The sequence below is a fragment of the Pseudomonas sp. LAMO17WK12:I5 genome (assembly GCF_900215165.1).
Taxonomy (GTDB): domain Bacteria; phylum Pseudomonadota; class Gammaproteobacteria; order Pseudomonadales; family Pseudomonadaceae; genus Aquipseudomonas; species Aquipseudomonas putida_A.
The window spans coordinates 181,288-193,777 of record NZ_OBDS01000010.1 but is presented as its reverse complement, the minus strand read 5'-3'; the positions used below and the strand labels follow the sequence as shown (position 1 = coordinate 193,777).

The 12,490-nt window shown below is 61.6% G+C and carries 11 protein-coding genes; 5 read left to right on the top strand and 6 right to left on the bottom strand.

What is annotated here, in order from left to right; translation table 11 throughout:
• The first annotated feature begins 25 nt into the window (after positions 1–25).
• Both aroQ and CRO59_RS19250 read left to right on the top strand, forming a co-directional pair.
• Entirely contained in the window at positions 26–475 is a 450-nt protein-coding gene (aroQ, locus tag CRO59_RS19255; protein WP_025108744.1) for a type II 3-dehydroquinate dehydratase, read from the top strand.
• On the top strand, positions 472–1,326 hold the full coding sequence (locus tag CRO59_RS19250; RefSeq protein ID WP_096795254.1) for a shikimate dehydrogenase: 855 nt from the start codon (positions 472–474) through the stop codon (positions 1,324–1,326). Before aroQ ends, CRO59_RS19250 begins: the two co-directional genes overlap by 4 nt.
• A 116-nt stretch (positions 1,327–1,442) precedes the next feature.
• On the opposite strand, the gene CRO59_RS19245 is transcribed toward CRO59_RS19250, so the two are convergent.
• Positions 1,443–2,120 carry a TetR family transcriptional regulator gene (locus tag CRO59_RS19245; protein ID WP_027612854.1) on the bottom strand — a complete coding sequence of 226 codons (678 nt, stop codon included), beginning with the start codon at positions 2,118–2,120 and terminating at the stop codon, positions 1,443–1,445.
• A 102-nt stretch (positions 2,121–2,222) separates the two neighbouring features.
• On the bottom strand, positions 2,223–4,124 hold the full coding sequence (gene quiC / locus CRO59_RS19240) for a 3-dehydroshikimate dehydratase QuiC (RefSeq protein ID WP_027612855.1): 1,902 nt from the start codon (positions 4,122–4,124) through the stop codon (positions 2,223–2,225).
• Positions 4,125–4,391: 267 nt separating this feature from the next.
• Here quiC and CRO59_RS19235 point away from each other — a divergent pair, with 267 nt between their 5' ends.
• On the top strand, positions 4,392–5,729 hold the full coding sequence (locus CRO59_RS19235) for an MFS transporter (protein WP_097089289.1): 1,338 nt from the start codon (positions 4,392–4,394) through the stop codon (positions 5,727–5,729).
• Between the two features lie 127 nt (positions 5,730–5,856).
• Here the strand turns inward: CRO59_RS19235 and CRO59_RS19230 are convergent, their stop codons facing one another.
• The 4 genes from CRO59_RS19230 to CRO59_RS19215 form a co-directional block, all read right to left on the bottom strand.
• On the bottom strand, positions 5,857–6,735 hold the full coding sequence (locus tag CRO59_RS19230) for a DMT family transporter (protein WP_027612857.1): 879 nt from the start codon (positions 6,733–6,735) through the stop codon (positions 5,857–5,859).
• Positions 6,736–6,799: 64 nt separating this feature from the next.
• A complete protein-coding gene (locus tag CRO59_RS19225; protein WP_097089291.1) occupies positions 6,800–7,615 on the bottom strand; it encodes a sugar phosphate isomerase/epimerase in 816 nt (271 codons plus the stop codon).
• 2 nt (positions 7,616–7,617) lie between these two features.
• Positions 7,618–8,679 (bottom strand): Gfo/Idh/MocA family protein, encoded by a 1,062-nt coding sequence (locus CRO59_RS19220; protein WP_097089293.1) that lies wholly within the window; start codon positions 8,677–8,679, stop codon positions 7,618–7,620.
• Positions 8,680–8,903: 224 nt separating this feature from the next.
• Positions 8,904–9,680: an IclR family transcriptional regulator gene (locus CRO59_RS19215; RefSeq protein WP_097089295.1), complete on the bottom strand. Its 777-nt coding sequence runs from the start codon at positions 9,678–9,680 to the stop codon at positions 8,904–8,906.
• 176 nt (positions 9,681–9,856) lie between these two features.
• Here CRO59_RS19215 and CRO59_RS19210 point away from each other — a divergent pair, with 176 nt between their 5' ends.
• Together CRO59_RS19210 and CRO59_RS19205 are read left to right on the top strand one after the other, a co-directional pair.
• Positions 9,857–11,596, top strand: a complete 1,740-nt coding sequence (locus tag CRO59_RS19210; RefSeq protein WP_097089296.1) for an FAD-dependent oxidoreductase — start codon at positions 9,857–9,859, stop codon at positions 11,594–11,596.
• Positions 11,580–12,413: an aldo/keto reductase gene (locus CRO59_RS19205; RefSeq protein WP_027612862.1), complete on the top strand. Its 834-nt coding sequence runs from the start codon at positions 11,580–11,582 to the stop codon at positions 12,411–12,413. Before CRO59_RS19210 ends, CRO59_RS19205 begins: the two co-directional genes overlap by 17 nt.
• Positions 12,414–12,490 lie beyond the last annotated feature (77 nt).

The window sequence follows — 12,490 nt, the reverse complement described above, 5'->3', positions numbered from 1 at the left end:
AAAACAATAAGTGGAGTTTGCCCCCATGCCCCCTATCGTTCTGGTGCTCAACGGCCCGAACCTGAACCTGCTCGGCACTCGTGAACCGGCAACCTACGGTCACGAAACCCTGGCTGATATTTCTGCTCTGTGCGGCCGCGCTGCCGAAGAATTCGGCCTGGCCGTGGAGTTTCGCCAGACCAATCACGAAGGCGAATTGCTCGACTGGATTCATGCGGCACGCGGCCGCTGCGCCGGGATCGTGATCAACCCGGCGGCGTGGACGCACACCTCGGTGGCGATCCGCGACGCGCTGGTGGCCAGTGAGTTGCCGGTGATCGAAGTACACCTGTCCAACGTGCATGCGCGTGAGCCATTCCGCCACCACTCGTTTGTCTCGGCCATCGCCACGGCGGTGATGTGCGGCTTCGGCAGCCATGGCTATCGCCTGGCCCTGGAGCATTTCAGTCAGCGACTGAAGGGGCGCGCAGCATGACCCGTAAACCGGTAATACTGGCTGGCCTGATCGGTGCGGGTATTCAAGCCTCGCGCACGCCAGCACTGCATGAACATGAGGGCGACGCCCAAGGCTTGCGCTACCTGTATCGGCTGATTGATCTCGATCAGTTGCATCTGGACAGCAACGCCCTGCCCGACTTGCTGCAGGCGGCCGAGCGGATGAACTACACCGGCCTGAACATTACTTTCCCGTGCAAGCAGGCGATCATCCCGCTGCTCGACGAACTGTCGCCGGAAGCCCGGGGCATCGGCGCGGTCAACACCGTGGTGCTCAAGGACGGCAAACGCATCGGCCACAACACCGACTGCCTGGGTTTTGCCGAAGGTTTTCGTCGCGGCTTGCAGGATGTCGCCCGTGAGCGTGTCGTCCAGATGGGCGCCGGCGGTGCGGGAGCGGCAGTGGCCCACGCGCTGTTGAGCGAAGGCGTACAGCAGCTGAGTATTTTCGATGTCGACCGCGAGCGCGCCGAGAGTCTGGCGAACAACCTCAACCAGCATTTCGGCTCAGGCCGCGCGGTGGCCGGGCGTGATCTGCCGGGCACGCTGAATCAGGCCGATGGTCTGGTGAATACCACGCCGATGGGCATGGCCAAACTGCCGGGCATGCCGGTGCCAGTGGAACTGCTGCGCAAGGAATTGTGGGTCGCGGAGATCGTTTACTTCCCGCTGGAAACCGAACTGCTGCGCAACGCCCGCGCCTTGGGTTGCCGCACGCTAGATGGCGGCAACATGGCGGTGTTTCAAGCGGTGAAGGCGTTTGAATTGTTCAGCGGCGTGGTGCCGGACGCACAGCGGATGCTGGCGCATTTTCAAAGCATGAATGGCTGAAGCTCAAAAGGAACCTGTGGGAGCGGGCTTGCTCGCGAAAGCGGTGTGTCAGGCGCCAGATGTATAGGCTGACATGCCGCCTTCGCGAGCAAGCCCGCTCCCACAATGGGTAAGTGTCACGGCTGCAAGTAGCGCAACACCGACTCGCAGATCATCTCGCGATGACGCTGCTTGATGCTTTCGTCCGGCAGGTCGATCTGAAAGATCTCACCGAACGTATGGCGGTTCGAGACGCGATAGAAGCAGAACGAGCTGATCAACAGGTGCACATCCAGCGCGTCCAGCCCGGCGCGGAAGACACCCTCCTCGGCACCGCGACGCAAAATCTCGCCCAGTGAATCGAGGATCGTATTGTTCATCGCCTTGATCGTGTCCGAACGCTTCACGAACTCGGCGTTGTGGATATTTTCGATACAGACGATGCGCACGAAATCGACGTTGCGGTCGTGGTGATCGAAGGTGAATTCCACCAGTCGACGGATCGCCACCACCGGCGGCAACTCGGCCAGGTGCAGGCGGTTTTCGGTGCTGCGGATGTCGCCGTAAAGCTTCTCCAGTACCTCGACGTACAACTGCTCCTTACTGCCGAAGTAGTAATAGATCATGCGTTTGGAGGTGTGGATGCGCTCGGCGATCGCGTCGACGCGGGCGCCGGACAAGCCCTGCTGGACGAACTCGACGATCGCCTCCTGCAGGATGTTCTCGCGGGTTTTTTCCGGGTTGTTCTTGCGACTCTTGCGCGGCTCGATACCGGATTCGACGGGAGCAGCGGGGAGTTCTGAAGTCATTGTCATTGCGGGCTCACGGCCATCACTGCACAGGTTGGCGATTATGGGCCGCGCTGCACAGTGAAGGAAGCCACGCGGCTCGTGTTTAATCCCGCGTTTACGAAATTCCTACAACTTCGCCTGACGCACCGCACCGCTGCGTGACTTGGCCATCGCCGCCAGACGAACCGCAACGTTCGCCGCACCATAACCGGCATAGCCGTTTTTACGCTGGATGATCTCGAAGAAGAAGCGCCCCTCGAACGGCTCGGTGTACACGTGGAACAACTCGCCGCCCTGCGCGTCGCGGTCGTAGAGCACGTTGTAGTACGCCAGCTCGCTGAGGAACTCGTCGTCGAAATCGAAGCGCGCGGCGAGGTCGTCGTAATAGTTGAGCGGGATATCCAGCAACGGCACACCAGCTTCTTTGGCGCGGCTGACTTCGGCGAAGATGTCATCACAATCGAAGGCGATGTGATGCACACCGGAGCCGCGATAACTCGACAGCGCGTGGGAGATCGCGGTGTTGCGATTCTCGGAGATGTTCAGCGGTAGACGGATCGAGCTGTCGCGGCTGCGCAACGCCCGGCTTTTCACCAGACCGTACGGATCGGGCAGCACCACTTCATCGTCGGCCTCGAAATCCAGCAGGCTCTTGTAGAACAGCACCCAGCTGTCGAGGCTGTCGGCCGGCAGCGCCATGGCCATGTGATCAATGCGCTTGAGGCCGCCACGGGCCTGTGCGTTCGGCAGCAGATTGAAGTCAGTGCCATAAACGTCCGCCGCCTCATCCACCAGATAAATCAGGCTGCCGTCCGGCGCACGCACCGCGGCCAGTTCCAGTTCGTTGGGGCCGACCAGGCCGCGATAGGGCTGGCCCTTGTAGGCGACGGCGCGGGCCAGGGCGCTGGCGCTGTCCTTGACCCGCACGGCGGTGGCGCACAGCGACGGGCCGTGGGCCTCGAAGAAACTGTGGCCGAATGAATACGGTTCGGCATTGAGGATCAGGTTGATATCGCCCTGACGCAACAGACTCACGCTCTTGGAGCGATGCTGTCCGGCCTTGACGAAGCCCAGGCGCTCCAGCCAGTTGCTCAGTTTGGCGCCAAGGCTTTCGTCGACGGCGAACTCAAGAAACTCGATGCCGTTGTACTCGCTGGCCGGTGGCGTTTCGAAGAGGATTTCACGGTTGGCCACTGGCGTTGCTTGCTGTTCCAGGCGCTGACGGGTTTTCTCTTCCAGATACAGCAGCGAACGCAGACCATCGGCGGCATTCGCCCGTGGCGGTGCGGCGCGGAAACCATCGTTGAAGATCTCCAGCGACAACGGCCCGGTGTAACCGCTCTGGATAATCGGCGCGAGGAACCCCGGCAGATCGAATTCGCCCTGCCCCGGGAAGCAACGGAAATGCCGGCTCCACTCCAGGACATCCATGGCGAGGATCGGCGCGTCGGCCATTTGCACGAAGAAGATTTTGTCGCCGGGAATATCGGCAATCGCGCGTGGATCACCTTTCAGCGACAAGGTGTGAAAGCTGTCGAGCAGCACGCCGAGCGCCGGGTGATCGGCCTGGCGGACGATGTCCCAGACCTGTTGATAAGTATTGACGTGCCGGCCCCAGGCCAGCGCTTCATAGCCGATACGCAACCCGCGAGCGCCGGCACGTTCGGCCAGCAGCCGCAGATCATCGACGAGAATCTGCCGGTCGCCGACGCTGTCCGCCGAAGCGTTGCTGCACACCAGCACCAGATCGGTGCCCAGCTCCTGCATCAGGTCGAATTTGCGCTCGGCCCGCTCCAGGTTGCGCGCCAGCCGATCACGGCGGCAGCCTTCAAAATCGCGGAACGGCTGGAACAGGGTGATGGCGATCCCCAGGTCAGCGCACATCTGCCTGATTTCCCGCGGGCTGCCGTCGTAATACAGCAGATCGTTTTCAAAGATCTCGACGCCGTCGAACCCGGCGGCGGCAATGGCTTCGAGCTTTTCCGGCAGGGTGCCGCTCAGGGAAACGGTGGCAATGGAACGCTGCATGTTGCTACTCCCGGACTGCGCTGCAGTTTTTTACAGGGGATCATTTTTTATCGTGAGGAAATTATTGGCTGCATCGTCTTCAGCAGCAATTTAAAGTGTACCAGCCGGTTAGTTTTGCGTGCGATTATCGAACACTATGGCGTTTCGGCGAATTGACGATTTTTCGTCCACTGCCCACCATCGACTTCACATTGAGTCCGGAAATGAACCTTCGGTCGCAGTGCGTGCAAACAACACCACATAACAAATTCAAAAACGGGTGGAACAATGATTCCTTCACAGACTTCCCGCATGGCCCCGGCCATGAGCACTGCCACGGGTGGCATCGGCGACAAGATCCGCGGCGCCATGGCTGTCGGCAAGACCCGTTGGGGCATGCTGGCGCTGGTGTTTTTCGCCACGACCCTGAACTACATCGACCGCGCCGCCCTCGGCGTCATGCAGCCGATCCTCGCCAAGGAAATGAGCTGGACGGCGATGGATTACGCCAACATCAACTTCTGGTTTCAGGTCGGCTACGCGATCGGCTTCGTCCTGCAGGGACGCCTGATCGACCGCATCGGCGTGAAGCGCGTGTTCTTCTGCGCGGTGCTGCTCTGGAGCCTGGCCACCGGCGCCCACGGTCTGGCGACGTCGGCCGTCGGCTTCATGGTCTGCCGATTCATCCTCGGCCTGACCGAAGCGGCCAACTACCCGGCCTGCGTGAAAACCACGCGCCTGTGGTTCCCGGCCGGCGAACGCGCGGTGGCCACCGGCATCTTCAACGCCGGGACCAACGTCGGCGCGATGTTCACGCCGATGCTGCTGCCGCTGATTCTTCATGTGTGGGGCTGGCAGGCCGCGTTCCTGTGCATGTCGGCACTGGGCGGGATCTGGTTGCTGTTCTGGGGCTTGAAATACTTCAACCCGGAAGATCACCCGAGCGTGAAACAGTCGGAGCTGGACTACATCCAGAAAGAAGTCGAACCGGAACAGGCCCGCGTACCGTTCTCGCGAATCCTGCGCATGCGCGGCACCTGGGCCTTCGCCCTCGCCTATTCGCTGACCGCGCCGGTGTTCTGGTTCTACCTGTACTGGCTGCCGCCGTTTCTCAATCAGCAATACAACCTGGGTATCAACGTCACCCAGATGGGCATTCCGCTGATCATCATCTACGTAACGGCCGACTTCGGCAGCGTCGGCGGCGGCATTCTGTCTTCGTTCCTGATCGGTCGCGGCATGAACTCGATCAAGGCGCGACTGCTGTCGATGTTCCTGTTCGCCTGCTGCATCATCGGCGTGGTCATGGCGGCTGGTTCGAGCAATCTGTGGGTCGCCGTCGCGGCAATCTCTCTTGCCATCGGCGCGCATCAGGCCTGGACCGCGAACATCTGGAGCCTGGTGATGGACTACACGCCCAAGCACATGATGAGCACGGTGTTCGGTTTCGGCGGTATGTGCGCAGCGATCGGCGGGATGTTCATGACCCAGATCGTCGGCCATATCCTGACCGTCACCAACAACAATTACACGGTGCTGTTCACCCTGATCCCGGCGATGTACTTCATTGCGCTGACCTGGATGTACTTCATGGCCCCGCGCAAGATTCCAGACGTCACCGAGTAACCGGCCTGCACCCCTCCCCCCTGTGGGAGCGGGCTCGCTCGCGAAAGCGTCCAGTCAGTCACTGAAGCTGTCGACTGAAACACCGCCTTCGCGAGCAAGCCCGCTCCCACAGGGGCGTGTCTCTATTTCACTTACGGCTCTGTTGCCATGCCGCCGCCAAGCCGCTGCAACAGATCACCGCAATCCCGATCACCGTCAACAGACTCGGCGTGTGATTGAACACCACCCACCCCAACAACCCGGCAAACACGATCTGGCAGTAGCCGAACGGCGCCAGCAATGCCGGCGCGGCATGGCGGAACGCCTGGGTCAGAAACAGGTGCGCGGTCATCCCGCAACTGCCCAGCGCCAGCATTAACACGGCGTGCGACAAGGTCGGCACCTGCCAGAAGAACGGCACCAACGCACTCATCACCAGCGTGTTGCACAGACCAGCGAAGAAGTTGCTGGTGGTCGGACTGTCGACCTCACTGAGTTTGCGCGTCAGCAGTTGATAGAAGCAGAAAAACAGCGCCGAGCAGAATGGCAGCAGCACCGCCGGGGTGAACAACTCGCCTCCCGGATGGACGATGATCAGCACCCCGATAAAACCGCAGATCACCGCGATCCACTGCCCGCGCGTCACCCGTTCCTTGAGCAACGGCACTGACAGCGCCGTCACCAGCACCGGCGCGAGAAAGTTGACCGCGGTGGCCTCGGCCAGCGGGATGTACAGCAGCGCCGTGGTGAAAAACAGACTGGTGCCGAGCAGGCACAGCGCCCGCGCCAACTGCCATAGCGGTCGTTTGGTGCGCAGTACACGCAACCCCGACTGCGGCAGGAAAATCCCCGCCATCAGCAAGGTGTGCACCAGATACCGCGCCCATACCACCATGATGATCGGGTAGAAACCCGAGAGGTATTTCGACAGCGCATCGTGGCTGGAGAACAGGAAAGTCGCCACGACAATCAGCAGGATCCCCTTGAAGGGTTGATTGACACCTGAGAGCGGGGTGCTGACGGTCATTGGATATCTCTGAAGGAAAAATAAACAGTGACGGGGACGCTGGCGCCCCGCCACAAAAACTGACTTACAACTGCGCCAACAATTCCCGCGTCCTGTCGAGCGCCATCTGCGCTCGATGCAATCCGCTTACGCCCTGCTCCAGCAGTTTTACCGTGGGGATCTCCAGGCTCAGTGGAATATTAGCTGGCAGACTGCGCAACAAACCGTGCAAATCACAATCGCCCTCGCCGGGAAACCGCCGCTCATTGCGCGCCTGACGCAAGATCTCGGCCATGTCCACCGGTCTCGGTCCCGCCACATCACACAATTGCGCATAACGCAGGCGCGCAGGCGCGACGTGGGCCAGATCCTCCAGCCGTGAACCAGAGCGATCGAAATGAAAGGCATCGACCAGCACCGCGGCGTTTTCCCGGTCGGCATTGGCAACGATGCGCGACGCCTGCTCGAGGTTGCGCGCATCGGTCCAGGGCATGAACTCCAGATGCGGATGCAAACCGTAAGGCGCCGCCAGATCACACAACGCCGCAAAGTTGTCGGTGAGCCGTTGCTCGTCAGGATCATTGCCGGCGACCAGTAACTCACTGGCGCCGAACTCCGCGCCGACGGCCAGCAGCTTCTCGAAATCGGCGACCACGGTTTGCGGTTTCAGACGCAGGATTTCCACATCGAGCACAGTGATGCCAGTGTCGCGCAAACGCGCCAACGTCTGACGCCGTAAGCCGCCATCGGCCACCAATGGAAAGTGATATTCCTCAGGCGTCGCCGGCTCCAGGCGCAGGCCGACATGGCTGTAACCGGCACGCGCCGCGACCTCGACCATTTGCGGTGGCGACAATTCGAGCACGGTGAGACTGGCCAGGGACAGGATTCGTTCGTTCATGCTCAAGCCTCGACCGCTGCTGGGCAACAGGCACGGCCGCTGGCCGCCGCTTCACGAATCGCCTCGACCAGCGCCAGGGTTCGCGCGGCATCGGCGGCACTGACCAAGGGTTCGACTTCACGCCGCGCGACCTGCACAAAATGCTGCAGCTGCAACCGCAACGCGTCCCCTGCCTCACACCGTTCTTGCTGCGCAATCAACGGTTCGTGCCAACCGGCATCGACTTGATCGGCAGCGTAATGCCAGCACTTGAGTTGCGGAATGCTCAGCGCCCCGGCGGTTCCCGCCAGCAGATAACACGGCTGATCGTCCTGACGCGGATAGACCGGGTTCTCTCCGGAGTTCAGCTCCCAACTCCACGGCGCGGCAACTGCATCGGAACCGCTCAGCGTGCCCAGTGCACCGCCGGCAAATTGCAGTAACACCGCGACACTGTCTTCGTTGGCAAACCCACGCACCGCGTTGTCGGTGACGGCCTGCACCGACTGCACTTCACCGCACAGGTGACGCAGCAGATCGAGGTCGTGAATCAGATTGGTCAGCAACAGGCCCGCGCCCGGTTCTCGGCGCCACGGAATCTCGAAATATCGGTCGGGTTTGCGTAACTGGAACAGCGCGGTAACCGTGGTCAGCCGCCCGAGCGCGCCGCTGAGCAACAATTGGTGGGCACGCACGATCAACGGATTGTGCCGCCGATGGTGGCCGACCAGCACCGGCACGCCACTGCGTTTGACTGCCGCCACCAGTTCGCGTGCCTCATCCAGATGCACGCCCACCGGTTTCTCCAGCAACACCGGAACCCCGGCGGCGAGGCAATCCAGCGCCGTGCTGACGTGCTGATTATTCGGATTGGCCACGATCACCGCATCGGGCCGCACCTGCTCCAGCATCTGCCGGTGATCGGCGAAATACGCCACGCCCCACTGCGCCGCCAGCGCTGGAGCCTGCGGGCCGGGATCCGCCACTGCGCACAACCGGGCTTCTTCGAGGGTTTGCAAATGCTGGTAATGCTGCTGGCCCATGTTGCCAGCGCCGATCAGGGCGATACGAAGGGGCGGAGTCAAGGCGCGATCCTCTTGTGATTGTTGTTGGAAATGTCACTCCAGCAACAATTTAGAACCGCGTTCCACAATCAAACACCCAGTGATGGGAAAACCGTGCGAACACCGCACAACTTTGTACTTGACGCTCAACCTGTAGGAGCTGCCGCAGGCTGCGATCTTTTGACTTTGATTTTCAAGACCAAAAGATCGCAGCCTGCGGCAGCTCCTACAGGGATCGGTGCGAGTCAGACGAACAATTCGGACGCCAGGCTCGCCGCCGACAATTCCTCGGTGAACTTCATCAGCAGCGGCGCCAATTCATGCAGCCGCGCGCCGGGCATCCGCGCGCTTGGCCCGGCAATGCTCAGTACACCGATCACTCGCCCGTCAACGGGATGCTTGACCACCGCGGCAATCGCCGAAGTACCCACCGCCGAACTTTCCTCGACACAGGCATAGCCTTGCTCTCGCGCCAGGCGCAGGCGCTCCAGCAGTTCGATATTGGAGCGCGGCGCATTCGGCCCGACGCCCACCGGTACTTCCGCGCCCTGGCGCTCAACCATCGATAACGCTTCGGCATCGCTCATGCAGGCCAACCACGCGTGCCCGGAAGCGGTGTAGAACAGCGGCGCATCGCGACCCATGTCCGGGTCATAACGCAAGCCCGTGCGTGCGCCCTGTGCCTTGGCGATCCAGGTCTGGCGCTCGCCATCGATCACCCCCAGACGCACCAGTTCACCGGTTTCCTGCGCCAGTCGATCCAGCACCGGCTGCACGATGTCAGCACCGCTGCTCGACAGGTACTGAAACCCCATCGCCACCAGTTTGGTCGACAGGTGATAGCGCAGAGTGTCGGCATTCTGCCGCACGTAGCCCAGCCGAATCAGCTCCGCGAGCATCCGGTGGGTGGCACTTTTCGGGATGTCCAGTTGCTCGGCCAGCGTCTGCATCGGCAGCCCGCGCGGCTCACTGGTGAGGCTTTCCAGCACGCTGAAAACCCGTTCGATCTGACTGCCGGCCATGGGAAGGTCCAAGTAAAATTTTGCCGATTCTAGAAGATATCCGGGACAAAGCGAAATCCGGAACTGGCCGTGCGATAACCGCCCACTTTACTGAAACATGCCTTGTTGCAGTTGAAGTTCATTGGTTAATTTCTGGAATCTAATTCCAATAAATTCTTACTGCGGAGCTTTGCTTGATGCCTGCCGAACTTCCCGAAATCGACTGCGACGTTCTGGTCGTCGGCTCCGGTGCCGCCGGTTTATCCACAGCGGTCACTGCCGCATGGCACGGTCTGAAGGTCATCGTGGTTGAAAAAGATCCGGTGTTCGGCGGTGCCACCGCGTGGTCCGGCGGCTGGGCATGGGTGCCGTGCAATCCGCTGGCCCGACGCGCCGGCATCGTCGAAGACGTCGAGCGACCGCGCACTTACCTGCGCCACGAACTCGGTGAGCATTACGATCCGGCAATGGTCGACGCTTTCCTCACCGCCGGGCCGCACATGGTGGCGTTTTTCGAACAGCACACTGCTCTGCAATTTGCTGACGGCAACGCTATTGCCGACATTCATGGCGATACACCCGGCGCGGGCACGGGCGGTCGCTCGGTCATCGCGGCGCCTTACGACGGACGAAAAGTCGGACGCCTGCTCAGGCGCCTGCGTACAACAATGCGCGAAACGTCCTTCATGGGCATGCCGATCATGGCCGGCGCCGACCTTTCGGCGTTCCTCAATCTCACCCGTTCGCTGAAAGCCGCGTGGCATGTAACCCGTCGTTTTACCCGACACTTGCTCGATCTGGCGGTACACGGCCGGGCCATGCAATTGGTCAACGGGGTGGCATTGGTCGCAAGGCTGGCGAAGTCCGCCGAGGACCTTGGCGTTTTGTTATGGGAGTCGGCACCCGTGACCGAGCTGCTGCGTGATGAAGCAGGGGTTTGCGGCGCAGTGGTCAGCAGCGCCAAAGGCCCGATCCGCATTCATGCACGTAAAGCCGTGGTGCTGGCCGCCGGCGGATTCGCCAACGACGTCGAACGGCGCAAGACCTTGTTTCCGCGCACGCCCACGGGTCATGAACACTGGGCATTGCCGCCGCTGGCGGTGAATGGCGATGGCCTGCGCCTGGGCGAAAGCGTCGGCGCCACGGTCAACACCGACCTGGCGTCGCCCGTGGCCTGGGCGCCGGTCTCGCAAGTGCCGCATGCCGACGGCAGCATCGGCCATTTCCCACACATCATCGAACGCGGCAAACCGGGAATCATCGGCGTACTGCGCAACGGCCAGCGCTTCGTCAACGAGGCCAACGGTTACTACGACTACGTCAGCGCCATGGTTGCCGCCACCCCGGAAGGCGAGGAAGTCGCCTCGTGGCTGATCTGCAGCCGCGCCTTTCAACGGCGTTATGGCTTGGGCATGTCGCGGCCATTTCCCGTTCCGGTGTCAGGATTTATCCGCAGCGGCTATCTGAAAACCGGCAACACCCTTGAAGAATTGGCCAGCGCCTGCGGCATCGACCCCAGCGGGTTGCGCCAGACGGTGGAGGACTACAACCGCCATGCACGCCACGGCGAGGACCCGTCGTTCGGTCGCGGCGCAACGCCCTATAACCGCAAGCAGGGCGATCCGGCGAACCTTCCCAACCCTTGCGTTGCCCCAATAGAGGCCGGCCCTTTTTATGCCGTGAAAGTGCAACCGGGCTGCTTCGGCACCTTTGCCGGGCTCAAGGTCAACCCGCAGGCGCAAGTGCTCGATGCCCATGCCCACCCCATCGCCGGGCTCTACGCCGCCGGTGGCGACATGGCCAGCATCATGGGCGGGCACTATCCGGCAGGCGGGATCAACCTCGGCCCGGCGCTGACTTTCGGCTACATCGCCGCTCGGCATATCGCCGGCATCACTGCTTTCGAACAGGAGATCGACCATGCAGCACATCGTTAACGCCCAGGGTTTGAACATGCCGAAACTCGGCCTCGGCACCTGGCCGATGCTCGGCGACGAATGCACCCGTGCCGTCGAGCAGGCCCTGGAACTCGGCTACCGGCACATCGACACGGCAGCGGCCTACAACAACGAAGACGCGGTCGGACAAGCATTGGCGAATACACCGACACCCCGCGAGCAGATTCATGTCACCACCAAGGTCTGGTGGGACCAGTTGCAACCGGACGCCATGCGCCACTCGATGGAACGAAGCCTCAAGGCCTTGCGCAGCGAGTACGTCGACCTGTTCATGATCCACTGGCCGAGTACCGATTGGGATCTGCCGCGCACTCTCGACACCCTGGCCTCGTTCAAGGAACAGGGTCTGGCGCGCAACATCGGCGTGGCGAATTTTCCGCTGCCGCTGCTGCGCACAGTCGTCGAGGAATACGGCATCCCTCTGTCAGCGATCCAGGTCGAGTACCACGTCCTGCTCGGCCAGAACGCCCTGCTCGACTACGCGCGCCAACACGACCTGGCGCTGACCGCGTACACACCGCTGGCGCGCAACAAGGTCTCGGAGATTCCACAGATTCAGCAGATTGCCGAAAAACACGGCGTGCTGCCGACTCAGGTGGCGTTGAAATGGCTGCTGGATCAGAACAACGTGGCAGCGATTCCCAAAGCCAGCAGCCGGGCCAATCAACTGGCGAACCTGGCTTCGCTGCAGGTTGAACTGGACGCTGAAGACCGCGCACTGATCGCCGCGCTGCCGAAGAATCAGCGTCAGGTCAGCCCGGATTTCGCCCCGGTGTGGGATGCCTTCGATCGCTGACGCACAGCGCGCCGAGAGAAATCCGCCGACGGATTGAATTAGTCGCGCACACGCTCGTCAATAACAGGCCCGCCCTC

Excerpts from the sequence above, each read along its gene's own strand:
- CRO59_RS19235 (WP_097089289.1), top strand. The coding sequence starts at position 4,392 with ATGATTCCTTCACAGACTTCCCGCATGGCCCCGGCCATGAGCACTGCC.
- CRO59_RS19205 (WP_027612862.1), top strand. The coding sequence starts at position 11,580 with ATGCAGCACATCGTTAACGCCCAGGGTTTGAACATGCCGAAACTCGGC.
- CRO59_RS19215 (WP_097089295.1), bottom strand. The coding sequence starts at position 9,680 with ATGGCCGGCAGTCAGATCGAACGGGTTTTCAGCGTGCTGGAAAGCCTC.
- quiC (WP_027612855.1), bottom strand. The coding sequence starts at position 4,124 with ATGCAGCGTTCCATTGCCACCGTTTCCCTGAGCGGCACCCTGCCGGAA.
- CRO59_RS19225 (WP_097089291.1), bottom strand. The coding sequence starts at position 7,615 with ATGAACGAACGAATCCTGTCCCTGGCCAGTCTCACCGTGCTCGAATTG.
- CRO59_RS19250 (WP_096795254.1), top strand. The coding sequence starts at position 472 with ATGACCCGTAAACCGGTAATACTGGCTGGCCTGATCGGTGCGGGTATT.
- CRO59_RS19230 (WP_027612857.1), bottom strand. The coding sequence starts at position 6,735 with ATGACCGTCAGCACCCCGCTCTCAGGTGTCAATCAACCCTTCAAGGGG.
- aroQ (WP_025108744.1), top strand. The coding sequence starts at position 26 with ATGCCCCCTATCGTTCTGGTGCTCAACGGCCCGAACCTGAACCTGCTC.
- CRO59_RS19210 (WP_097089296.1), top strand. The coding sequence starts at position 9,857 with ATGCCTGCCGAACTTCCCGAAATCGACTGCGACGTTCTGGTCGTCGGC.
- CRO59_RS19245 (WP_027612854.1), bottom strand. The coding sequence starts at position 2,120 with ATGACAATGACTTCAGAACTCCCCGCTGCTCCCGTCGAATCCGGTATC.